This is a genomic window from Mycobacterium sp. IDUB_1 (genome assembly GCF_055419625.1).
Genome location: NZ_JBVAYA010000008.1, coordinates 19,478 through 41,295, shown reverse-complemented (window position 1 = coordinate 41,295; position 21,818 = coordinate 19,478). Strand labels below are relative to the sequence as shown.

The window sequence follows — 21,818 nt, the reverse complement described above, 5'->3', positions numbered from 1 at the left end:
CGGTCACCGGGCACCACCGAACGACAATGTGGCCGTGGCGATCACGTGATGTCCCAGACTGTTGCTGCCCGTGACCTTGGCGGTGACGAGATCGCCGTCGACGGCGGTCACCTCACCGCGGAACGTGACCGTGTCGTAGGCGTACCACGGCACACCGAGACGCAGCGAGATCGATCTGATCACCGCGGTGGGACCGGCCCAGTCGGTGAGATAGCGCTGCACCAGCCCGGTATCGGTGAGGATGTTGACGAAGATGTCCTTGGAACCCTTGGCCTGCGCTTTGTCCCGGTCGTGGTGGACGTCCTGATAGTCACGGGTGGCGATGGCTGTGGACACGATGAACGTCGGGTCTGCATAGAGGGCGAGCTCGGGCAGCGTGGTGCCCACCTCGAAGGACGGCACGGTCGGTGCACTCATGATCGCGGCTCCCATGCGTACAGGGTCCAGGCGGGGCTGATGTCGCTGTCGGGGAAGTCGAGATAGGTTGCCGTGACAGGCATTCCGATCTTCACATCGGCGGGATCGACACCCCGGAGCTCGCCGAGCATGCGGACCCCCTCCTCCAGTTCCACGAGCGCGATCACGAACGGCAGGGTGCGCCCCGGCACCTTGGGCGCGTGGTGGACGACGTAGCTGTACACGGAGCCGTTGCCGCTGGCCACGAGGTAGTCCACCGGCTCGTCCTTGTCGGCCCACACCGCGGGCACCGGCGGATGCTGCAGGCTGCCGTCGGGACGACGCTGGATGCGCAACTCGTGGGCCACCACCCCGTCCCAGAAGAATTTGGTGTCCCGCGATGACGCCGGACGCATCAGTTTGTCCGGGTCCAGATCCTCGGGCACCACCGGGCCGTCCGCCTTGCTCGGCGCGAACTTCATGATGCGCCACTTCATCTCGGCGACCTTCTCGCCGTCGCCGACGGTCCAGGTGATCAGCTGGTTGATGAAGTAGCCCTCGCCCAGCGCGGTCTGCTTGGGTCCGACCACATCGGTGATCTCGGCGTGTATCTCGACCTCATCGCCCGGACGCAGGTACCGGTGATAGGTCTGCTCGCAGTTGGTGGCGACCACGCCGACGAAGCCGGCATCGTCGAAGAGCGCCATCATCCTCGACAGCGGATCATCATCGGAGCGACCCACACCGAGCCCGCCCATCGTCCAGACCTGGATCATCGCCGGCGGCGCGACGATGCCGGGATGGCCGGCGGCCTTGGCGGCGGCCTCGTCGACGTAGATCGGATTCGTGTCACCGATCGCATCCACCCAGTGGTGGATCATCGGCAGGTTCACCGGATCGGGACCGCGGCGCGGCTCGCTCCTGCCCGCGGCAGTGATCTCGTCGATACCGGCGCGCAGATCGCTCACCGTGAAACCCTCGGGACCTTCAGCCCCGAGGCGGCGATCTGCTCACGCATCACCTCGTTGACCCCGCCGCCGAACGTGATGACCAAGTTCCGCTTGGTCATCTTGTCCAGCCAGTCGAGCAGCTCACCGGTCTCCGGATCCGCGGGATTGCCGTAGCGGCCGACGATCTCCTCGGCGAGCCGACCGACATCCTGGATGCGCTCGGTGGAGAACACCTTGGTGGCCGCGGCGTCGGCGATAGCGATGGTCTCGCCCGACGCAGCCACCTGCCAGTTCAGTAACTCATTCACCCGCCAGATTGTCTTGATCTGGCCCAGAAGCCTTTTCACGTCGGCTTGCTCGATCGGCGTCACCCCGTCCGAACCCGGTTTGGACGCCCACGCATGCACCTGGTCGTAGATGCCCGCGACTCGGCCGGCCGGACCGAGCCCGACCCGCTCGTGGTTGAGCTGGGTGGTGATCAGCTTCCAGCCACCGTTCTCCTCGCCGACGAGCATGTCGGCGGGGACCCGTACATCGTTGTAGTACGACGCATTGGTGTGGTGCGCTCCGTCGGACAGGATGATCGGCGTCCAGGAGAAGCCGGGATCCTTGGTGTCGACGATGAGGATCGAAATGCCCTTGTGCTTGGCCGCTTCCGGATCGGTGCGGCACGCCAGCCAGATGTAGTCGGCATCGTGCGCGCCGGTGGTCCACATCTTCTGGCCATTCACGACGAACTCGTCGCCGTGCCGGATTGCCGTCGTCCGCAGTGAGGCCAGGTCGGTCCCCGCGTCCGGCTCGGAATAGCCGATCGCGAAATGGATGTCACCGGAGAGGATTCCGGGCAGGAACTTCTTCTTCTGCTCGTCGGTGCCGTACACCTGCAGCGTGGGGCCGACGGTCTGCAGCGTGACCAGTGGCAGCGGGACGTCGGCGCGGTTGGCCTCGTTGACGAAGATCTGCTGCTCGATCGGGCCGAAGCCCAGGCCGCCGTACTCCTTGGGCCAACCGACACCGAGCTTGCCGTCCGAACCCATCCGTTTGATGACGGCGCGGTAGGCCTCGTTGTGCCGGTTCGACGTCATCGCCTCGGCTTCTTCGGGCGTGATGAGCGTTGAGAAGTATTGGCGGAGTTCGGCTTGCAGTGCCCGCTGCTCAGGGGTCAGTTCGATGTACATTTACGCTCCCACCAGATCGAGACGATGCGTCGGGCCGCCGAGCACGCGGGTCAGGTCCTTGATCGAGGAGAAATAGCGGTCCATCGGATATGTGATGTCCATGCCCATCCCGCCGTGCAGATGGTGGCACAGCCGCATCGCCGGCGGCGCCTGGGACGTCAGCCAGTACCCGAGGATCGCGAGGTCGTCATCGGCGTCGAGGCCTTGGGACAGCAGCCACACCACCGACGTCGACACCAGCGAGATCGTGCGGGAGGCGATGTACACCTCGGACAGCTGCGCCGCCACGGTCTGGAATGTCGAGAGCGGCCGGCCGAACTGCTCGCGCGTGGCAACGTAATCCGCCGTCAACCGCAGGGCCCCGGCCACCAGCCCCGCCGCGAAGGCACCGAAGCACGCCAGCACAACCTGGTTCACCCGGTGCGCGTCGGCACCGGCCAGCACGTCGTCGTCGGCGACCGCTACGTCGCGGAACGTCACCACGTATTCGTCGGCCCCGGCCGCCGAGGGCGTCTTCGTCGTCGAGACACCGTCGGCGTCCCCACGCACCACGACGACGCCCGAATCCGCGGTGACGAGCAACCATTCGGCCTCGGCGGCGTATCCGACGGCGAGCTTGGTGCCGTTGAGCGCGCCTCCCGACAACGTGGTCGCTGGTCGATCAGGCTGAGATGAACCCGGCTCGTTTAGGGCGACGGTGAGCACCGAACCCTTGGCCAGGCCGGCGAGACAGCGATCCTGCTGCGCCGTAGACGCCACATCGAGCAGCACCGCGGCCGCAGCGAGCGTGACCGGCGCCGCACTGATGGTGCCGTGCCTGCCGATCTCGGTCAGGGCGGTCGCGATCTCGGCGATGCCGAGGCCGTCACCACCCAGGCGCTCGGGGGCGGCCAGCGCGAGAACGCCTCCGGAAACCAGTGCGTCCCATGTGTTGTCGCGGTCCAGCACGGACGTCACCACGTCGGCAACAGCCTGCTGACCCTCGTCTGGAGTGAAATCCACCCGACTCCTCCTCGAGTCTCGATGCGTCAGTGACTGACCGGACAGCCCTGCCCGTTGTAATCCACCTGCCAGTGCTTGATGCCGTTGAGCCAGCCCGACTTCAACCGCTCGGGCTCACCGATCGGCCGGAGATCCGGCATGTGATCGGCCACGGCGTTGAAGATCAGGCTGATCGTCATCTTCGCCAGGTTGGCGCCAATGCAGTAGTGGGCGCCCGTGCCGCCGAAACCGACGTGCGGATTGGGGTTGCGCATGACGTCGAAACTATCCGGATCGGTGAACACGTCCTCGTCGAAGTTGGCCGAGCGGTAGGACATCACCACTCGCTCACCCTTCTTGATGCTCACTCCGCCCAGCTCGGTGTCTTCGAGCGCGGTGCGCTGGAACGCCGACACCGGGGTGGCCCAGCGCACGATCTCGTCCGCGGCGCTCTCCGGGCGCTCCTTCTTGTAGAGCTCCCACTGATCGGGATTCTGCGAGAACGCGATCATGCCGTGGGTGATCGAGTTGCGGGTGGTCTCGTTGCCCGCAACCGCGAGCATCACCACGAAGAACCCGAACTCGTCGTCGGAGAGCTTCTCCCCGTCGAAGTCGGCCTGGATCAGCTTGGTCACGATGTCCTCGGTCGGGTTCTTGGCCCGCTCCTCGGCCATCTTCATCGCATAGGTGATGAGTTCGAACGACGACATCGCGGGGTCGACGTCGGCGTACTCCGGATCTTCGCCTGCAGTCATCTCGTTCGACCAGCGGAAGATCTTGTCGCGGTCGTCCTGCGGGACGCCGAGCAGTTCGGCGATCGCCTGCAGCGGCAGTTCGCAGGACACCTGCTCGACGAAATCACCGGTGCCCTCGGCCTTGGCCGACTCGGCGATCTTCTGGGCGCGCGCCCGCAGTTCCTCCTCGAGGCGTCCGATGGCCCGGGGGGTGAAGCCACGGGAGATGATCTTGCGAAGCCGGGTGTGCTGCGGCGCGTCCATGTTCAACAGGACAGCCTTCTGGAGGTCGATCGCATCGCGCGTCATGTCCGCCGGCCACGTCGGGATCGCGCCGTCGGGCGAGCTGCCGAAGATGTCGTTGCGCTTCGACACCTCCTTGACGTCGGCGTGCTTGGTGACGAGCCAGTAGCCTTTGTCGCCGAAGCCGCCGGTGCCGCCGGGGATGTCGACCCAGTGGACGGGCTCGGACTTGCGGAGTTCTGCCAACTCCTCGACGGGTAGACGCTCGAGATTGAGACTCGCGTCGAGGAAGTCGAAGTGGGGGCTGATCGGGCAGGTGTTCGGGCCTGGCATAGGGAAGCGCTCCTCAATTGCAACGTGTTCTAGTGCCAGTAAAACATGCCTCCACCGCAGATAAAAGGCACAGCGGCATCGCCGCTTGTCAGAGTAATGAAACGTGTTCTAGCCTGACGCCATGGGTAACCCTGTGATCGTCGAAGCCACCCGAAGCCCCATCGGGAAGCGCAACGGCTGGCTGTCCGGGCTGCACGCCACCGAGCTGCTGGGCGCGGTCCAGAAGGCGCTCGTCGACAAGGCCGGCATCGACGCCGCCGGGATCGAACAGGTGATCGGCGGCTGCGTCACGCAATACGGCGAACAGTCCAACAACATCACCCGCGTGGCGTGGCTGACCGCGGGTCTGCCCGAGCACGTCGGCGCCACCACCGTGGACTGCCAGTGCGGCAGCGGCCAGCAAGCCAACCACCTGATCGCCGGATTGATCGCGGCGGGGGCCATCGACATGGGCGTCGCGTGCGGCGTCGAGGCGATGAGCCGGGTCGGCTTGGGGGCCAACGCCGGACCGGACCGGTCGAAGATCCGCGCGCAGTCGTGGGACATCGACATGCCCAACCAGTTCGAGGCGGCCGAGCGAATCGCCAAGCGCCGCGGCATCACCCGTGAGGACATCGACCGCTTCGGGTTCGATTCCCAGCGCAAAGCCAAGCAGGCGTGGGCCGAAGGACGTTTCGACCGGGAGATCAGCCCGATCGAGGCTCCGGTGCTCGACGAGAACAAGCAACCCACCGCCGAGAGGGCGCCAGTCACCCGCGACCAGGGGCTGCGGGACACCACGCTCGAGGCCCTGGCATCGCTGAACCCGGTGATGGAGGGCGGTATTCACACGGCGGGCACGTCGTCGCAGATCTCCGACGGAGCGGCGGCGGTGCTCTGGATGGACGAAGAGGTCGCGAAGGCACACGGCCTGCGGCCCCGGGCGCGGATCGTCAGCCAGGCCTTGGTCGGCGCCGAGCCGTACTACCACCTCGACGGGCCGGTGCAATCGACCGCCAAGGTGCTCGAAAAGGCCGGGATGAAGATGGGCGACATCGACATCACCGAGATCAACGAGGCGTTCGCATCCGTCGTACTGTCCTGGGCCCGGGTCCACGAGCCCGACATGGACACGGTGAACGTCAGCGGTGGAGCGATCGCGCTGGGGCATCCCGTGGGCAGCACCGGCAGCCGGCTCATCACCACCGCACTGCACGAGCTGGAGCGCACCGACAAGACGACGGCGCTGATCACCATGTGCGCCGGCGGTGCGCTGTCGACCGGGACCATCATCGAGCGCATCTGATGGCGGTTCCCGACGCCGAGCGCATCGCCGCGGCGCAGGCATACATCAGCGCACTGGCCAGCCACCGCGCCGACGACGTGCCGTTTGCGCCCGGATGCACCCGCGTCGAGGTCGGGCTCAAGACCGGCTTCTCGGGAGATCATCTGCGCCGCAGCCTCAATCGAGGTCTTCAGTACCGGGTCATCGAGAAGGTCTCCGCACCGGAGTTCACGATCGACGGCGACACGGTGCGCGCGCAGTTCGAGCTCTCGACCAAACCCAAGCTGGGCGGCCGCAGCGTCGGCGCCCGCATCGACGAGACGTTCCTCATCCCCGCTGACGACCCGGCGGGTCGCGCGCAGATCCACCACATCAACGCCTCGATCCGCCCCTTCCTGTCGCGATAAGGTGCATCCATGGCCAATCCGCCTCGCCCGCTGAGTCCCAAGCAGATCGAAGGCCTCAACTCGGCCAAGGTCGGCACCGCGATCAAATGGATGTCGAAGGCCAATACGTGGCTGTTCAAGAAGTCAGGCGGCAGGCTCGGCAACAAGTTCTTGCGCGGTGCCGAAGTCGGCATCCTGACCACAATCGGCCGCAAAACCGGCGAGGCCCGGGACAGTCCGTTGCTGTTTCTCCAGGAGGGCCGTCGCATCGTGCTCGTCGCCTCACAAGGCGGCCGAGCCACCAACCCGATGTGGTACCTCAATCTCCGGGCCAATCCCGAGATCACCTTCCAGACCAAGAAGGAAACCCTACAACTGGTCGCCCGCGATGCCACCGACGCTGAACGCGACGAATACTGGCCCAAGCTCGACGCCATGTATCCGGACTTCCAGAACTACCGCTCCTACACCGATCGCAAGATTCCGATCGTCATTTGTGATCCGGCCTGAGTCAGGCCCCGTACACCGGTACCGCCGGGCGGGCCTTGCCGAGAAGATCGGCGACCACCGGGCCCAGTTCGGCCGGGTCCCACTTGGCGCCCTTGTCGATCTCCGGTCCGTGCGCCCATCCCTCGGCGACGCGGATCTTGCCACCTTCGACCTCGAACATCTTCCCGGTGACGTCGCGGGATTCCACGCTGCCCAGCCACACCACCAGAGGCGAGATGTTCTCTGGCGCCATCGCATCGAAATCCCGACCCTGCGTGGACATCATGTCCGCGAACACCGTCTCGGTCATCCGGGTGCGCGCTGACGGCGCGATCGCGTTGACGGACACGCCGTAGCGCCCCATCTCGGCGGCGGCCACGAGCGTGAGTGCCGCGATCCCGGCCTTCGCCGCGCTGTAGTTGGCCTGTCCGACGCTGCCCTGCAGGCCCGCCCCCGAACTGGTGTTGACGATGCGGGCGTCCACGGCGTCGCCCGCCTTCGACTTGGCGCGCCAGTACGCGGCCGCGTGCTTCATGGTGGCGAAGTGGCCCTTCAGATGCACCGCGGTGACCGCGTCGAACTCTTCTTCGCTGGTGTTGGCGAACATCCTGTCGCGCACGATGCCGGCGTTGTTCACCAGGACGTCGAGTCCACCGAACGCGTCGACAGCAGTCTGGATCAACCCCTCGGCCTGCGCCCAGTCGGCGACGTTGGCACCGCTGGTCACGGCTTCGCCTCCGGCAGAGACGATCTCGTCGACGACGGACTGGGCGGCACTGCCGCCCCCGGCCGGCGATCCGTCGAGACCGACCCCGATGTCGTTGACGACGACGCGGGCCCCCTCAGCGGCGAAAGCCAGTGCGTGCGCGCGGCCGATACCGCCACCCGCACCCGTCACGATGACCACGCGGCCGTCGAGCAGTCCCATTCCCGTTGTCTCCTCTACTTTTTGATGTCGGCGGTGGTGGTGGCCAGGTAGTGCGGCGGCTCCCCGCCACCGTGCACCTCCAGCGACGCCCCGCTGATGTAGGAGGCTGCCGGCGAAGCGAGAAACGCCGTGGCCCAACCCACGTCACTCGGTCGGGCGAGCCTGCCCAGGGGCACGGTGCGGGAGATCGCGGCGATCGAATCGGCATCTCCGTAGAAGAGTTCGGCCTGCTCGGTCTCGACCATTCCGACCACCACGGAGTTCACCCGCACCTTGGGCGCCCACTCGACCGCGAGCGTGGCGGTCATGTTCTCGATCCCCGCTTTGGCCGCGCCGTAGGCGACGGTTCCCGGTGTGGGCCGACGCCCACTGACGCTGGAGATGTTCACGATCACTCCACCCGAATCCTGCTGCTGCATCACGGTGTTGGCATGACTGGCAACCGAGAGTGCACCGAGCAGGTTGAGCTCCACGATCTTGCGGCTGAACGTGGCAGAGGCCTCGGCGGCAGGCACATACGGCGATCCGCCGGCGTTGTTGACCGCGACGTCGAGCCGGCCGTGATCGGCGACGATGCCGGCGATCAGCGCGGCCACCGCACCGTCGTCGCGGATGTCGCAGGCGCGGAACTCGAACGGTGACCCGTCGACGGGACGGCGAGCGCACGTGACAACGGTGGCACCCTGATCGGCGAACACCGTGCTGATGCCGGCCCCGACACCGCGCACACCACCGGTCACCAGCACCACGCGGCCGCTGAGAGCAAGGCTGATGGCGCTGTCGGATGCGTCGGTCACTGTGCTAGCGTACCAAGCAAGTGCTTGCTTAGGTAGCCACCCCAGGAGTTGCGCATGCCGATCACCACCGCGACGGTGGAGCCGGGGATCGTCTCGGTCACCGTCGACTACCCACCCGTCAACGCGATTCCGTCGCGCGGCTGGTTCGAACTCGCCGACGCGATCACCGCCGCCGGGCGTGACCAGACCACGCACGTGGTGATCCTTCGGGCCGAGGGACGCGGCTTCAACGCCGGCGTCGACATCAAGGAGATGCAGAACACCGAAGGCTTCACCGCGCTGATCGACGCCAATCGTGGTTGCTACGAGGCGTTTCGGGCTGTCTACGAATGCGCGGTTCCGGTCATCGCCGCAGTCAACGGCTTCTGCGTCGGCGGAGGCATCGGATTGGTCGGCAACGCCGACGTCATCGTCGCCTCCGACGACGCGAAGTTCGGGCTGCCCGAGGTCGAGCGCGGCGCACTCGGCGCCGCGACCCACCTGTCTCGCCTTGTGCCCCAACACATGATGCGTCGTCTCTTCTTCACCGCGGCAACAGTCGACGCGAACACGCTGCACCACTTCGGCTCCGTGCACGAGGTCGTGCCGCGTGCCGACCTCGACGAGTCGGCCCTGCGGGTAGCGCGTGACATCGCGTCCAAGGACACCCGGGTGATCCGCGCGGCCAAGGAAGCACTCAACTTCATCGACGTGCAACCGGTCACCGCCCGCTACCGGATGGAGCAAGGCTTCACCTTCGAGCTCAACCTCGCCGGCGTCTCCGACGAACATCGGGATGCGTTCGCGGGCACGGAGAAGGGGTCGAAGTGATGCGGCGGGCACGCGCGAAGCGAGCGGGGAAATAGTGATTCGGCGGGCACGAGCGAAGCGAGCGGGGGAATAGTGTCAGACAAGAGAACGTCACTCGATGACGCCGTCTCGTCCGTCGAGAGCGGTATGACGATCGGCATCGGCGGCTGGGGTTCGCGGCGCAAGCCGATGGCTTTCGTGCGCGCGCTGCTGCGCACCGACGTCACCGATCTGACCGTCGTCACCTACGGCGGACCAGATCTGGGCCTACTCTGCTCGGCGGGCAAGGTCACGCGGGCCTACTACGGCTTCGTGTCCCTGGACTCCCCGCCCTTCTACGACCCGTGGTTCGCCAAGGCTCGCACCTCCGGTGCGATCGAGGCGAGGGAGATGGACGAGGGCATGCTCCGCTGCGGCCTGCAGGCCGCCGCCCAGCGGCTGCCGTTCCTGCCGATCCGCGCCGGGCTGGGCAGCGATGTGCGCGCGTTCTGGGGCGACGAACTCAAGACCGTGAAGTCGCCGTATCCGGCCCCGGGCGGGGGTTACGAGGAACTCGTCGCGATGCCCGCGCTGAACCTGGACGCCGCGTTCGTGCACATGAATGTCGGTGACGCACAGGGCAATGCGGCCTACACCGGTATCGACCCGTACTTCGACGATCTCTTCCTGATGTCGGCACAGCGCCGGTTCCTGTCGGTGGAGAAAGTGGTGCCGACCGACGAGCTCGTCAAATCCGTTCCACCGCAGGCGCTGCTGATCAACCGAATGATGGTCGACAGCGTCGTCGAGGCGCCGAACGGAGCGCACTTCACCACCGCCGAGCCCGATTACCGCCGCGACGAGAAGTTCCAGCGGCACTACGCCGAGGCGGCAGGCTCCGACGAGACGTGGTCTGCGTTCGTCGACACGTATCTGTCCGGAAGTGAATCCGACTATCAGGCAGCGGTGCGCAAGTTCCAGGAGGCGGTCCAGTGATCTCGGCAACCCGCGCAGAGGTGTGCGCCGTCGCGTGCGCCGAATTGTTCCGCGACGCCGGCGAGATCATGGTCAGCCCGATGACCACGATCGTCTCGATCGGCGCACGGCTCGCTCGTCTGACGTTCTCCCCCGACATCCTGCTCACCGACGGCGAAGCGCGGCTGATCTCCGACACACCCGCAATCGGAGCGGCCGCCACCATCGAAGGCTGGATGCCGTTCGGCCGGGTGTTCGAGACGCTGTCATGGGGCCGTCGCCACGTCGTGATGGGCGCCAACCAGATCGATCGCTACGGCAATCAGAACCTGTCGGCCTTCGGACCGCTGCAGCACCCCAAGCGGCAGATGTTCGGCGTGCGCGGCGCGCCGGGCAACACGATCAACCACGCCACCAGCTACTGGGTCGGCAACCACTCGACACGGGTGTTCGGCGAATCCGTGGACATCGTCTCCGGAATCGGCTGGGACAAAGTAGATCCCGACAACCCCGCCTATCGATTCGTCAACGTCTTCCGGGTGATCACCAACCTCGGCGTCTTCGACTTCAACGGACCCGACCACCAGATGCGGGCCGTGTCTCTGCATCCGGGCATCGAACCCGAGCAGGTCACCGAGAACACCTCGTTCGAGGTGCACGGACTCGATGATGCCGACACGACGCGACTGCCGACCGCCGACGAGCTGCGGATCCTGCGCGAGGTGATCGACCCGAAGTCGTTGCGTGACAAGGAAGTCAAGTGAAGCTGCAGACTCCCCTGACGGAGCTGGTCGGCATCGAGCATCCGGTCGTGCAGACCGGGATGGGCTGGGTTGCGGGTGCGCGCCTGGTGGCGGCCACCTCGAATGCCGGCGGGCTGGGCATTCTCGCTTCGGCGACGATGACCCTCGACGAGCTCAAGACCGCGGTGGCCAAGGTCAAGGCCTCCACCGACAAACCGTTCGGCATCAACATCCGAGCCGACGCCGGCGACGCGAACGACCGCGTCGACCTCCTGATCAGCGAAGGAGTCAAAGTCGCCTCCTTCGCCCTGGCTCCGAAACCCGATCTCATCGCCAAGCTCAAAGATGCAGGTGTCGTGGTGATTCCGTCGGTCGGGTTGGCAAAGCACGCGAAGAAGGTAGCGGCCTGGGGTGCCGACGCAGTGATCGTGCAGGGCGGCGAGGGTGGTGGCCACACCGGTCCGATCGCCACGACCCTGCTCCTGCCTTCCGTGCTCGATGCGGTCGCCGACACGGGGATGCCCGTCATCGCCGCGGGCGGTTTCTTCGACGGCAGGGGCCTGGCAGCCGCGCTGTCCTATGGCGCGGCGGGGGTCGCCATGGGCACCCGGTTCCTGCTCACCACCGATTCGACCGTGCCGGACGCCGTCAAGCAGCGCTATCTGCACACCGCGCTCGACGGAACAGTGGTCTCCACCCGGGTCGACGGCATGCCGCACCGCGTGTTGCGCACGGGGCTGGTGGAGAAACTGGAGAGCGGGTCACCGGTGCGTGGTCTGGCTGCCGCGGTGGGCAACGCGCAGAAGTTCAAGAAGATGAGTGGCATGACGTGGCGGTCGATGCTGCGTGACGGCATGGCGATGCGGCACGGCAAGGACCTGACGTGGGCCCAGGTGGTGATGGCCGCCAACACCCCGATGTTGCTGAAAGCCGGGCTGGTGGAGGGCAACACCGACGCGGGTGTGCTCGCCTCCGGACAGGTCACCGGGATCATCGACGACCTACCGTCCTGCGCGGAACTGGTTCCTGCGATCGTCGCCGAGGCGATCGAGCACTTGGAGAAGGCCACCGGCTGCATCACGCAGTAAGTGGCATCCGGTCGCGAGCACAGTCCATTCCGGACGCGGCGATCATCCATTCGCGGCCCTCAGGCGACTTGGTTGTCGGGTGGTGCGGGTCCGCCGGGTTCTGCGGCGTCGGCCGACGCTTGGGTGGGCTCGTCGTCCTCGGGTGGGCGGAGGAGTCGTTCGGGGGTGTGGTGGGTGTTGACCCGGGCTTGTCCGGTGTCCAGCTCCGGTGGTGGGGTCCATTCCACCTCGTGGCGGGTGTTCATCGCGGTGCTCCAGCCGCCGGGGCCAACGGAGCGGTTGTCAGGTGGGCAGGCCAGGCCGAGGTCGTCGATGTTGGTCAGCCCACCCGCAGCCCAATCGGCGGTGACGTGGTGGACCTGACATCCGTAGGCGCCGACACGGCAGCCCGGTTTGGTGCAGCCACCCTCACGCGCGATCAACATGACCCGCTGCGCCACCGACGCCACCCGCCGCGTGCGGAACAGGTCCAGCGCGGAGCCGGTGGCCCGGTCGAACACCGCCAAATAGTGGCTCGCGTGCGCGCCCATCCGAATCACGTCTTTGATCGGCAGCCGGGTCCCACCACCGGTCACCCCGATCCCGGCCCTCGATTCGAGGTCTTGCAGGGTGGTGCGCACGATCACCGCCACCGGTAACCCGTTGAGCTGACCCACCTCCCCGCTCATCAACGCGATCCGCCCCACCACGAGCAGCGCGTCGTGTTGGCGTTGGGCGAGGCTGCGGTGATCGTTGTCGATCTGGGCCTGCGTCGGCGTCCCCGAGATACAGGGTTCGTCATCGTCGGGGTTGCACATCCCGGGGGCGGCGTATCTGGCGAAGATCGCCTCCCACACCGCGGCCGCCTCCGGCGTCAGATCCGCCCACCACGCCGTCATGCCGTCGCAACCCTGCCGAGATTTCGTGAGCGAGCGTTTGCGGACCCGTTCGGTGTCGTCGGGTTCGGGGCCGTCCTGATCGAGCAGAAACAACTCCAGATCCGCGGCATCCTGAGTGGCCTTGGGGCCGGCACCGACCGCGATGCGCACGACATCGGCCTCGAACTGCTCGCGCGTGACCGTGTCGACGAACCCGGGCAGCTTGTCCACCGCTTTACGGGTGATCTCCACATGCTCGGGCGTGATCCGACCCGAAGCTTGGGCCGCCGCCGTCGCGGGCAACACCGGCGGCAACGGCTCTCCGGTCAGCGACACCCGCGGCCCGAGCAGCGCGGCCTCGGTCAACCGGCGATGCGCTTCTGGGCCGCTGATGCGCCAGCGGATCGCCAGCACGTCTTTCCAGTTCTTCGCCCCCATCGCATGCGGGGTGGTCTCCACCTGCAGCCGCGCCAACGCCCGATGCCGGGCCGCCGGCAACCGGCAGCCCGCCGATTCCACCTCGTCGAGTAGCTCCGTGAGCTCCGCAGCCGTCGCGAGGTCCAGATCGGCAGCGAGCACGCCGTCGACAGCGGCCCGCAAGACCGCCACCGCCTCCCGCACCCCCGACATACTTCGAACATACATTCGACCACCGACAAACCTCGCTATGCGATTGTGGCGAAAGCTGACAGCTTCATATCGCAAGAATGAAGCTATAGTCTTCATATGGATGAAGTGAAGCTACAGGCTTCAGTGCCCCGTGCGACGCTCATCGGTGACGTCGTGAGCTCCCGTACGTTCGCCGACCGGCGCGGTCTGCACCGCCGTGTCACCGCGGCGCTGGCCACCGTGGCCGAGGGCGCCGTCGATGCACCCGCCCTCACGGTGGGCGACGAATTCCAGGGCGCGTATCCCACCGTCGGGCTCGCGATCGACGCCGCACTCACGCTGCGGCTGACGCTGGCACCGGACGTCGACATCCGGTTCGGACTCGGCTGGGGCGACGTCACCACCCTCGACGAAAACTCCGGGATCCAGGACGGACCGGGCTGGTGGGCTGCGCGCGCAGCCATCGAATGGACCGCGGCCACCCAGCAGCAACCAGGAATGACGTACGTGCGCACCGCATTCCGAAACGACACCGGCGACGGTGCCGAACCGCGCGCCATCAATGCCGCCCTGATGTGTCGGGACCATCTGCTTGGATCGCTTGACGAACGCTCTCTGCGAATACTCGCCGGGATGCGCGCAGGACGAACCAAGAAGGAGCTGGCGATGGCGGAGGGCATCAGCGCCTCGGCGGTGTCCCAGCGTGCCGGCCGGGCCGGGCTCGATCTGCTCCTCGCGGCCGCCACCGAACTACGGGAGCTGTGATGGGCGCGCTGGCGGTGTTCCTCATCGCCGTCGGCGTCGCCGACATCTGCCGCAAGCTCAGCGCACACCGGTGGCCGGCACTGGTCGCTGGTCCGGTCGCCGTGCTCGGCAGCGCCGCCTTGGCCGGGCTCTGGCACCTCGGCGACGTCGTCCTCCTCGTCGCCGCCGCAGCAGTCTCCGTCGTCTGGGTGATCCTCGGCGACGCCGCCGAGCACACCGGGACGCGGCACGGTCGTGCCCTCACGGTGTTCGGCGCGGGCGCCGTACTGATCGTCGTGTTCAGCGGCTGGGCGTCCCCGGTGGCCGGTCCGATCGGGTGGTGGCTGCCGTGGATCGGCCTGGCCGAGGTCGACCCGGGCCGGGCGCTGATGATCGTCGGGGTCGTCCTGCTGCAGCTGGTCACCGCGAACCAGCTGGTGCGGCTCGTCCTCGGCGCGGTCGGTGCGGTCCGCCCGGCCGGCGAGCCCCAACCGTCCGACCGCCTCAAGGGCGGCCGGTTGCTGGGCCCGATGGAGCGGCTGCTGATCGTCGGGCTGGCGCTCGGCGGCCAGTTCGGCGCCGCCTCGGCGGTCATCGCGGCCAAGGGCATCATCCGCTTCCCCGAACTCAGCGCCGCGCGCAAGGAATCCGCAGGAACCGGCGACACGGATATCGGTTCCGGCATCGGTTCCGGCATCGATGAGGTGACCGAGTACTTCTTGGTCGGCAGCTTCGCGAGCTGGTTGATCGCACTGGCCGGCCTGGCCCTGACGGCGATCTGAACCTGTCGGGCGAATCCGCCGCGGGCGGGCCGACGCGCTTCTTAGACTCGGCCGATGAAGACCAACGCCGCGATTCTGTGGGAGTACGGCTCCGACTGGAGCATCGAGGAGATCGATCTCGATCCGCCCGGTGACGGCGAGGTGCTGGTGTCCTGGGAGGCCACCGGCCTGTGCCACTCCGACGAGCACATCCGCACCGGTGACCTGCCCTTCCCGCTGCCGATGATCGGCGGTCACGAAGGCGCCGGGATCGTCCGCGAAGTCGGATCGGGCGTTCGCAACCTGGCCCCGGGCGACCACGTCGTCGCGTCGTTTCTTCCGGCCTGCGGCCGCTGCCGATTCTGCTCGACCGGTCACCAGAACCTCTGCGACCTCGGCGCGATCATCATGGCCGGCACGCAGATCGACGGCACCTACAGGCGGCGCGCCCGCGGGCAGAACATCGGCGTGATGTCGCTGGTGGGCACGTTCTCCCAGTACGGCACCGTGCCCGAAGCCTCCATCGTCAAGATCGACGACGACGTCCCGCTCTCGCGGGCGTGCCTGCTCGGCTGCGGAGTGACAACCGGATGGGGATCGGCCGTCAACACCGCCGACGTCCAACCCGGCGACACTGTCGTGGTGATCGGGTTCGGGGGAATCGGCAGCGGCGCGGTGCAGGGCGCGCGACTGGCCGGTGCCGAGAAGATCGTCGTCGTCGAGCCTGTGGAAGACAAGCGCGCCAAGGCTTTACAGCTCGGCGCCACGCATTTCGTGACGTCGCTGCCCGAGGCGACCGCGCTCGTCGCCGAGCTGACCCGCGGGGTGATGGCCGATTCCGCGATACTGACCGTCGGCCTGCTCGAGGGCACGATGATCGATGACGCGGTCAACATCATCCGCAAGGGCGGCGCGGTCGTGGTGACCGCCCTGTCGACGATGGCCGACAACCAGGCATCGCTGTCGCTGATGATGTTCACGCTGTTCCAGAAGCGCCTGCTCGGCAGCCTGTACGGCGAGGCCAACCCGCGCGCGGACATCCCGCGGCTGTTGTCGCTCTACCGCGAGGGCAAGCTGCTGCTCGACGAGACCGTCACACACGAGTACAAGCTGGCCGAGGTCAACGAGGGCTACGAGGACATGCGCGCCGGACGCAACGTGCGCGGCGTGATCCTGCACGACCACTGACCGGCGACCAGACGCGATCTCGGGCGTTTCGGGGGCGACACGCGCGAGATCGCGTCTGTTCGCGAGAAAAAACGGGACCTGCAACATCCCGGAAACGTGCGCGTCACCGGAAGTGAGCGAACCTGTCGGATTCTGATCCGATGTCGACACCGACCGCCCGCGGCACGAGCAAGCGCACTCACCCCGTCGACGAGGTGCTGCCCGTCCCGAAGCTCGCCACCTATGGGTTCCAGCACGTCGTCGCGTTCTACGCCGGCGCGGTCCTCGTGCCGATCATCATCGCCGGGGCGGTCGGACTGTCCCAGGAAGAACTCGTCAAGCTGATCACGGCGGACCTGTTCACCTGCGGTATCGCCTCGATCATCCAGGCCGTCGGGTTCCGTAACGTCGGTGTCCGCCTGCCGCTGCTGCAGGGCGTCACGTTCGCCGGGGTGTCGCCGATCATCGCGATCGGCATGGCTCACGGCGGCGGCGCGTCGAGCATGCTCTACGTCTACGGGGCGGTGATCGTCGCCGGCGTGTTCACGTTCCTGATCGCGCCGGTGTTCATCAAACTGCTGAAATTCTTCCCACCCGTGGTCACCGGCACCCTGATCACGATCATCGGCCTGTGCCTGGTGCCCGTCGGCGCCATGGACGCCGTCACCAACCCCAACACCCACGAACCCGACCCGACCAACATCCGGTGGTTCCTCTACGCCGTCGGCACCATCGCGATCATCGTCGCGATCCAGCGGATCTTCCGCGGCTTCCTGGCGACCATCGCCGTCCTGCTCGGTCTGGTGGTCGGCTGCGCGGTCGCATTCGCGCTGGGCGACATGAACTTCGATCGGGTCGGCGAAGCCTCGGCGATCGGCTTCACGCCACCGTTCCTCTTCGGCATGCCCAAGTTCGACTTCGTCGCCTGCCTGACGATGATCATCGTGCTGATGATCACCGCCGTGGAATCGACGGGTTCCACCATCGCCACCGGCGAGATCGTCGGCAAGCGAGTGAAGGCCTCCGACATCGGCAACGTGCTGCGCGCCGACGGGGTGGCGACCACCATCGGCGGTGTCTTCAACTCCTTCCCCTACACCGCGTTCTCCGAGAACGTCGGCCTGGTCCGGCTCACCGGCATCAAGAGCCGCTGGGTGGTCGCGGCCGCCGGGGTGTTCATGATCCTGCTCGGCTTCCTGCCCAAGGTCGCCGCCGTGGTCGCCTCGATCCCCAATCCCGTGCTGGGCGGCGCCGCGCTGACGCTGTTCGCGACGGTCGCCGTCGTCGGGATCCAGACCCTGGGCAAAGTCGACTTCACCGACCACCGCAACCTGATCATCGTGACCACGAGCCTGGCGCTCGCGCTGTGGGTGACGGCCTACCCGGACATCGCCAAGGCCATGCCCACCGGGGTCGACCTGATCTTCGGCAGCGGTATCAGCATCGGCGCGGTCAGCGCGATCCTGCTGAACATCGTGTTCTTCCACACCGGTTCGGGCGGCCCGCGAGTGGCCGGCGGCGGCTCCATCACGCTCGGTGAGGTCAACGCGATGACCAAGGAGCGGTTCACCGAGGTGTTCGGCCACGTCCTCCAGGACGTGCCGTGGGCCGTCGAACGCGCCTACGACCAGCGGCCGTTCGCCGACACCACCGCGCTGCGTGAAGCCTTCCAGGACGCGGTGCTCACCGGCTCGTCCGAGCAGCAGGCCGAGCTGCTGGGCGCGTTCCCCGATCTGGGCGCCGAAGACGAGACGGGCCAGGTGCTCGCCGTGGACCACGTGGCCCTGTCCAACCTCGACGACGACGACCACAATGACGTCGTGGAGCTGGCCACCGCCTACCGCAGCCATTTCGGCTTCCCGCTGATCATCTGCGCCAAGGAGACCGAGCGCTTCGACCGCGTCCTGCGCAACGGCTGGTCCCGGATGGACAACTCGCCGTCGGCGGAGAAGGCGTTCGCCCTGATCGAAGTCGCCAAGATCGTCAACCACCGGTTCACCGACCTGGTCGCCGACGCCAATCCCGTTGCCGCTGCGCGTTTCAGCAGGCTCAACGAACTCTCGTGAGGGCCGTCGGGCTGACGCACTTCAACGCGGCCTCGGAGCGAGCGCAGATGCATCTGCTGTTCGAAGTGTGCTCGTCACCGATCTGGGCGCGACGGGTGCTGGCCGCCGCACCGTTTCGCGACGCCGACGCCCTCTACGACCGTGCCGATCGGGTACTGGCCGAGCTACCGGACGCCGAACTCGACGCCGCCCTGGACGGTCATCCGCGGATCGGTGCCGCCGTGGACAACCCGTCGTCGGCCCGCGAGCAGGCCCGTGTCGCCGGCGCCGACGCCGACATCAAGGCGCAGCTGGCGGCCAAGAATCGGGAATACGAAGACCGGTTCGGGTACGTGTACCTCGTCTGCGCCAGCGGGCGTTCGGCCGAGGAGCTGCTGGACATCCTGACCGAGCGGCTGCACAACGACCCGGACACCGAACGCCGGGTCATGCGTAGCGAGCTGGCGAAGATCAATCGGCTCCGGCTGGAACGTCTGCTCAGCGAGCCGCCCGCATGAGCCCCGATCGGGGATGCTGATCCCATGAGTCTTTCCACCCACGTCCTCGACGCCACCACGGGCCGGCCCGCCACCGGCGTCGCGGTGACGCTGCGCAGCTCCGGTGGCGAGGTGGCCGCCGGCGTGACCGACGACGACGGCCGCATCGGGGAGCTGGCCGCCGACCTCGAGGCCGGTACGTATCGGTTACGGTTCGACACCGCAGGCTATTTCACCGCTCAGGGAGTCACCGGCTTCTACCCCGAGGTCGTGATCACTTTCGAGGTCACCGACGCCCAGGCCCACCACCACGTTCCGCTGTTGCTGTCGCCGTACGCCTACTCCACCTACAGAGGGAGCTGATCAGTTGTGAAGGCCGTGATCATCGGTGCGGGGATGGGTGGCATGAGCGCGGCGATCGCGTTGAGGGAGATCGGCGTCGAGACCCACGTCTACGAGCGCGTCACCGAGAACAAGCCCGTCGGCGCGGCGATCTCGGTGTGGTCCAACGGCGTCAAGTGCCTGAACTACCTGGGCCTGGCCGAGGAGACGGCCGCCCTGGGCGGGCGCGTCGAGACGATGAGCTACATCGACGGGCACAGCGGGGCGACCATGTGCCGATTCTCGATGCAACCGCTGATCGACGAGGTGGGACAGCGGCCCTACCCCATCGCCCGCGCGGAGCTGCAGTCGATGCTGATGAATCACTACGGCATGGACGACATCGCATTCGGCATGAAGATGGTGTCCGTCGAGGACGGGGTCGATGCCGCGGTAGCGACGTTCGCCGACGGGACCACCGTGTCCGCGGACTTGATCATCGGTGCCGACGGCGCGAACTCCATCACCCGCGAGTACGTCTTGGGCGGGCCGGTCACCCGCCGCTACGCCGGCTACGTGAACGTCAACGGGCTCGTACCGGTCGACGAGGAGATCGGCCCGGCCACCGAGTGGACCACCTATGTGGCTGACGGACAACGGGTTTCGGTGATGCCGGTGGCCGGTGGCAGGTTCTACTTCTTCTTCGACATCGTCGGAGCGCCATCCGCGATCGGCGGCGACGTCAAGGAGATGCTGCGACGGCACTTCGAAGGCTGGGCGCCCGGAGTGCACCGGCTGATCGACGTCCTCGATCCCGCCACCACCAATCGCGTGGAGATCCTCGACCTCGACCCCTTCGACACCTGGGTCAAGGGGCGCGTAGCGGTGCTCGGCGACGCCGCCCACAACACGACACCGGACATCGGGCAGGGCGGCTGCTCGGCGATGGAGGACGCGGTGGCGCTGCAGTGGGCGCTGCGTGACCACCCCGGCGATGTGCACACCGCACTGCTGTCCTACCAGTACGCGCGCAGCGAGCGGGCCGGGGATCTGGTGCTGCGTGCGCGGCGCCGGTGCGACGTGACCCACGCCAAAGATCCGGAGGCAACCGCCGCCTGGTACGACGAGCTCCGAAACGAGGACGGCAGCAACATCATTCGCGGGATCGTGGGGAACATCATGGGTGGGCCCCTCACGCGGTAGGCATCGACGCGTCCGCCATGAGCCGGTGACCCTGCACGAAGACCTCCGCGATCGCGGCCTCCCGCATGCCGAGCAGCAGGGTGAACAGCAGCCGGTCTGCATCCTCGGGGTCCACCCGCTCGAGCAGCTCGGGCAGCAGCGGCTGGCGCTGCGGATCGATCACCAGGAAGTCGGCCTGCTTGCCGGCATCCAGATTGCCCACCCGATCCTCGATGTCAAGAGCCCTGGCCCCCGCCAGAGTGGCCGTGAACAACAGTTGAGCCGGCGGGATCGACAACCCTGCAGCCCCCGGCTCGCTGATGTGCACCTTGAAGCAGTCGTTGGCGACGCGGGCCATCAACCACTCGTCACCGGCGCCGACATCGCTGCCCAACGCCACCGTCACCCCGCTCCCAGTGGTCCGCTGCCACGGCATGGTGCCCGACCCCAGGAACTGCTGCGAGGTCGGGCAGTGCGAGATCGAGGTGCCGGTGTCGGCCAGCCGGGCCAACTCGCCGTCGGTGCAGTGCACGCCGTGCGCGAGCACGCTGCGTGGCCCGAGCAGCGTCGGCGCGCCCGTCCGGCCGATCCGCCCGTCGTAGGCGTCGAGGTAGCAGGACACGTCCAACGAGGTACGGACAGCATCGATCTCGAGGAGGTTCTCGGACAGGTGACTGTGGAAGTACACCCCCGCGGCGCGCACCGAATCGTAGAGCTCGCCGAGCGCCGCCAGGGTGTGCGCGGTCACCGACAGCGCAAATCGCGGCACCACGGCGACCTGCAGCAGCGGATGGGCCCCGTGCCACCGGTCGATCTCCCTCGCCGACAGCTCGATCGCGGTCGACTCGTCGGTGAGCAGCGGGCCCGCCGCGTCGGGACCCACCGTCTGAATACCGCGACCGGAGATGGTGCGCAGCCCGACCCGCAGGGACTCCTCGAACAAGGCGTCCTGCGCGTCGGGGAAGGCCGACCCGAACACCAGCGCCGTCGTGGTCCCGACCTCGACTCTGCGCCGACAGAAGTCGCGCGCCGTCCGGCGGGCCAGCTCCGCGTCAGCGATCCTCGCCTCGGCGGGAAAGATGCAGCGCTGCAACCAGTCCAGCAGTTGCCCGCCGCCATAGGAGTCGGTGCAGTAGGTCTGCGGGAAATGGATGTGTGTGTCGATGAACCCCGGCAGCAGGAAACCCGGCCGGCAGTCGATCACGTCGGCGCCGGCCGCCTCCGCAGGCAGTCGCGCGTACGCACCGCTGAACACGATGACACCGTCGTCGTCGACGACCAGCACGCCGTCGGGCACCGACACGAGATGCTCGCTCGCCTGCCCGAGCTCGGGCGCGCCGCCGACGTGCACCAGATGACCGCGGTAGGCACGCACACCTCCG

At 67.2% G+C, this 21,818-nt stretch carries 23 protein-coding genes; 14 read left to right on the top strand and 9 right to left on the bottom strand.

Annotation, left to right across the window (positions count from 1 at the left end; all coding sequences use genetic code 11):
• Positions 1-3: 3 nt before the first annotated feature.
• From ACZYYX_RS29220 to ACZYYX_RS29200, 5 genes are read right to left on the bottom strand one after another with little or no spacing between them, the layout of a single operon-like run.
• Positions 4-417 carry a MaoC family dehydratase gene (locus ACZYYX_RS29220; protein ID WP_463818333.1) on the bottom strand — a complete coding sequence of 138 codons (414 nt, stop codon included), beginning with the start codon at positions 415-417 and terminating at the stop codon, positions 4-6.
• On the bottom strand, positions 414-1,364 hold the full coding sequence (locus tag ACZYYX_RS29215; RefSeq protein ID WP_463818332.1) for a bifunctional MaoC family dehydratase N-terminal/OB-fold nucleic acid binding domain-containing protein: 951 nt from the start codon (positions 1,362-1,364) through the stop codon (positions 414-416). Before ACZYYX_RS29215 ends, ACZYYX_RS29220 begins: the two co-directional genes overlap by 4 nt.
• On the bottom strand, positions 1,361-2,524 hold the full coding sequence (fadE29, locus tag ACZYYX_RS29210; protein ID WP_463818331.1) for an acyl-CoA dehydrogenase FadE29: 1,164 nt from the start codon (positions 2,522-2,524) through the stop codon (positions 1,361-1,363). Before fadE29 ends, ACZYYX_RS29215 begins: the two co-directional genes overlap by 4 nt.
• Positions 2,525-3,526 carry an acyl-CoA dehydrogenase family protein gene (locus tag ACZYYX_RS29205; RefSeq protein WP_463818330.1) on the bottom strand — a complete coding sequence of 334 codons (1,002 nt, stop codon included), beginning with the start codon at positions 3,524-3,526 and terminating at the stop codon, positions 2,525-2,527.
• A 26-nt stretch (positions 3,527-3,552) separates the two neighbouring features.
• Positions 3,553-4,815: a cytochrome P450 gene (locus tag ACZYYX_RS29200; RefSeq protein WP_463818329.1), complete on the bottom strand. Its 1,263-nt coding sequence runs from the start codon at positions 4,813-4,815 to the stop codon at positions 3,553-3,555.
• A 121-nt stretch (positions 4,816-4,936) separates the two neighbouring features.
• Here ACZYYX_RS29200 and ACZYYX_RS29195 point away from each other — a divergent pair, with 121 nt between their 5' ends.
• Genes ACZYYX_RS29195 through ACZYYX_RS29185 form a run of 3 tightly spaced genes read left to right on the top strand, consistent with a single transcriptional unit; the run spans position 4,937 to position 6,975 of the window.
• Entirely contained in the window at positions 4,937-6,100 is a 1,164-nt protein-coding gene (locus ACZYYX_RS29195) for a steroid 3-ketoacyl-CoA thiolase (RefSeq protein ID WP_463818328.1), read from the top strand.
• Positions 6,100-6,486, top strand: coding sequence for a DUF8021 domain-containing protein (locus ACZYYX_RS29190; RefSeq protein ID WP_463818327.1), 387 nt, complete (start codon positions 6,100-6,102; stop codon positions 6,484-6,486). Before ACZYYX_RS29195 ends, ACZYYX_RS29190 begins: the two co-directional genes overlap by 1 nt.
• A 9-nt stretch (positions 6,487-6,495) precedes the next feature.
• Positions 6,496-6,975 carry a nitroreductase family deazaflavin-dependent oxidoreductase gene (locus ACZYYX_RS29185; RefSeq protein WP_463818326.1) on the top strand — a complete coding sequence of 160 codons (480 nt, stop codon included), beginning with the start codon at positions 6,496-6,498 and terminating at the stop codon, positions 6,973-6,975.
• Between the two features lies 1 nt (position 6,976).
• On the opposite strand, the gene ACZYYX_RS29180 is transcribed toward ACZYYX_RS29185, so the two are convergent.
• Together ACZYYX_RS29180 and ACZYYX_RS29175 are read right to left on the bottom strand one after the other, a co-directional pair.
• Complete coding sequence (locus ACZYYX_RS29180) at positions 6,977-7,882, bottom strand: SDR family oxidoreductase (RefSeq protein ID WP_463818325.1); 906 nt, start codon at positions 7,880-7,882, stop codon at positions 6,977-6,979.
• 14 nt (positions 7,883-7,896) lie between these two features.
• The gene (locus ACZYYX_RS29175) at positions 7,897-8,679 is read right to left on the bottom strand and encodes an SDR family oxidoreductase (protein ID WP_463818324.1); all 783 of its coding nucleotides are present in this window, start codon (positions 8,677-8,679) and stop codon (positions 7,897-7,899) included.
• A 54-nt stretch (positions 8,680-8,733) separates the two neighbouring features.
• Here ACZYYX_RS29175 and echA20 point away from each other — a divergent pair, with 54 nt between their 5' ends.
• The 4 genes from echA20 (at position 8,734) to ipdC (ending at position 12,253) form a co-directional block, all read left to right on the top strand.
• Entirely contained in the window at positions 8,734-9,489 is a 756-nt protein-coding gene (gene echA20, locus ACZYYX_RS29170; RefSeq protein ID WP_463818323.1) for a (7aS)-7a-methyl-1,5-dioxo-2,3,5,6,7,7a-hexahydro-1H-indene-carboxyl-CoA hydrolase, read from the top strand.
• 72 nt (positions 9,490-9,561) lie between these two features.
• The gene (ipdA, locus tag ACZYYX_RS29165) at positions 9,562-10,443 is read left to right on the top strand and encodes a cholesterol ring-cleaving hydrolase subunit IpdA (RefSeq protein WP_463818322.1); all 882 of its coding nucleotides are present in this window, start codon (positions 9,562-9,564) and stop codon (positions 10,441-10,443) included.
• Positions 10,440-11,186: a cholesterol ring-cleaving hydrolase subunit IpdB gene (gene ipdB, locus ACZYYX_RS29160; RefSeq protein ID WP_463818321.1), complete on the top strand. Its 747-nt coding sequence runs from the start codon at positions 10,440-10,442 to the stop codon at positions 11,184-11,186. Before ipdA ends, ipdB begins: the two co-directional genes overlap by 4 nt.
• On the top strand, positions 11,183-12,253 hold the full coding sequence (gene ipdC, locus ACZYYX_RS29155) for a (3aS,4S,5R,7aS)-5-hydroxy-7a-methyl-1-oxo-octahydro-1H-indene-4-carboxyl-CoA dehydrogenase (protein ID WP_463818320.1): 1,071 nt from the start codon (positions 11,183-11,185) through the stop codon (positions 12,251-12,253). Before ipdB ends, ipdC begins: the two co-directional genes overlap by 4 nt.
• A gap of 59 nt (positions 12,254-12,312) precedes the next feature.
• On the opposite strand, the gene ACZYYX_RS29150 is transcribed toward ipdC, so the two are convergent.
• Positions 12,313-13,755 carry an HNH endonuclease signature motif containing protein gene (locus ACZYYX_RS29150; protein WP_463818319.1) on the bottom strand — a complete coding sequence of 481 codons (1,443 nt, stop codon included), beginning with the start codon at positions 13,753-13,755 and terminating at the stop codon, positions 12,313-12,315.
• An 81-nt stretch (positions 13,756-13,836) separates the two neighbouring features.
• On the opposite strand from ACZYYX_RS29150, the gene ACZYYX_RS29145 reads away from it, so the two are divergent.
• The 7 genes from ACZYYX_RS29145 (at position 13,837) to hpxO (ending at position 20,457) form a co-directional block, all read left to right on the top strand.
• Positions 13,837-14,484: a SatD family protein gene (locus tag ACZYYX_RS29145; RefSeq protein WP_463818318.1), complete on the top strand. Its 648-nt coding sequence runs from the start codon at positions 13,837-13,839 to the stop codon at positions 14,482-14,484.
• Complete coding sequence (locus tag ACZYYX_RS29140) at positions 14,484-15,245, top strand: hypothetical protein (protein WP_463818317.1); 762 nt, start codon at positions 14,484-14,486, stop codon at positions 15,243-15,245. Before ACZYYX_RS29145 ends, ACZYYX_RS29140 begins: the two co-directional genes overlap by 1 nt.
• A 54-nt stretch (positions 15,246-15,299) precedes the next feature.
• Complete coding sequence (locus ACZYYX_RS29135) at positions 15,300-16,412, top strand: NDMA-dependent alcohol dehydrogenase (protein ID WP_463818316.1); 1,113 nt, start codon at positions 15,300-15,302, stop codon at positions 16,410-16,412.
• Between the two features lie 140 nt (positions 16,413-16,552).
• Positions 16,553-18,457 carry a solute carrier family 23 protein gene (locus ACZYYX_RS29130; RefSeq protein ID WP_463818315.1) on the top strand — a complete coding sequence of 635 codons (1,905 nt, stop codon included), beginning with the start codon at positions 16,553-16,555 and terminating at the stop codon, positions 18,455-18,457.
• On the top strand, positions 18,454-18,954 hold the full coding sequence (uraD, locus tag ACZYYX_RS29125; protein WP_463818314.1) for a 2-oxo-4-hydroxy-4-carboxy-5-ureidoimidazoline decarboxylase: 501 nt from the start codon (positions 18,454-18,456) through the stop codon (positions 18,952-18,954). The genes ACZYYX_RS29130 and uraD overlap by 4 nt, the downstream gene beginning before the upstream one ends.
• Positions 18,955-18,978: 24 nt before the next feature.
• Entirely contained in the window at positions 18,979-19,296 is a 318-nt protein-coding gene (gene uraH, locus ACZYYX_RS29120) for a hydroxyisourate hydrolase (protein WP_463818313.1), read from the top strand.
• Between the two features lie 6 nt (positions 19,297-19,302).
• Positions 19,303-20,457, top strand: a complete 1,155-nt coding sequence (hpxO, locus tag ACZYYX_RS29115) for an FAD-dependent urate hydroxylase HpxO (protein ID WP_463818312.1) — start codon at positions 19,303-19,305, stop codon at positions 20,455-20,457.
• Here the strand turns inward: hpxO and ACZYYX_RS29110 are convergent.
• A complete protein-coding gene (locus ACZYYX_RS29110) occupies positions 20,447-21,811 on the bottom strand; it encodes a guanine deaminase (protein ID WP_463818311.1) in 1,365 nt (454 codons plus the stop codon). The genes hpxO and ACZYYX_RS29110 overlap by 11 nt on opposite strands.
• Between the last annotated feature and the right edge of the window lie 7 nt (positions 21,812-21,818).

Bases quoted from the DNA above. Each gene is read 5' to 3' on its own strand.
- ACZYYX_RS29220 (WP_463818333.1), bottom strand. From the start codon at position 417: ATGAGTGCACCGACCGTGCCGTCCTTCGAGGTGGGCACCACGCTGCCC.
- fadE29 (WP_463818331.1), bottom strand. From the start codon at position 2,524: ATGTACATCGAACTGACCCCTGAGCAGCGGGCACTGCAAGCCGAACTC.
- ACZYYX_RS29200 (WP_463818329.1), bottom strand. From the start codon at position 4,815: ATGCCAGGCCCGAACACCTGCCCGATCAGCCCCCACTTCGACTTCCTC.
- ACZYYX_RS29195 (WP_463818328.1), top strand. From the start codon at position 4,937: ATGGGTAACCCTGTGATCGTCGAAGCCACCCGAAGCCCCATCGGGAAG.
- ACZYYX_RS29190 (WP_463818327.1), top strand. From the start codon at position 6,100: ATGGCGGTTCCCGACGCCGAGCGCATCGCCGCGGCGCAGGCATACATC.
- ACZYYX_RS29185 (WP_463818326.1), top strand. From the start codon at position 6,496: ATGGCCAATCCGCCTCGCCCGCTGAGTCCCAAGCAGATCGAAGGCCTC.
- ACZYYX_RS29180 (WP_463818325.1), bottom strand. From the start codon at position 7,882: ATGGGACTGCTCGACGGCCGCGTGGTCATCGTGACGGGTGCGGGTGGC.
- echA20 (WP_463818323.1), top strand. From the start codon at position 8,734: ATGCCGATCACCACCGCGACGGTGGAGCCGGGGATCGTCTCGGTCACC.
- ACZYYX_RS29150 (WP_463818319.1), bottom strand. From the start codon at position 13,755: ATGTATGTTCGAAGTATGTCGGGGGTGCGGGAGGCGGTGGCGGTCTTG.
- ACZYYX_RS29145 (WP_463818318.1), top strand. From the start codon at position 13,837: ATGGATGAAGTGAAGCTACAGGCTTCAGTGCCCCGTGCGACGCTCATC.
- ACZYYX_RS29140 (WP_463818317.1), top strand. From the start codon at position 14,484: ATGGGCGCGCTGGCGGTGTTCCTCATCGCCGTCGGCGTCGCCGACATC.
- ACZYYX_RS29135 (WP_463818316.1), top strand. From the start codon at position 15,300: ATGAAGACCAACGCCGCGATTCTGTGGGAGTACGGCTCCGACTGGAGC.
- ACZYYX_RS29130 (WP_463818315.1), top strand. From the start codon at position 16,553: ATGTCGACACCGACCGCCCGCGGCACGAGCAAGCGCACTCACCCCGTC.
- uraH (WP_463818313.1), top strand. From the start codon at position 18,979: ATGAGTCTTTCCACCCACGTCCTCGACGCCACCACGGGCCGGCCCGCC.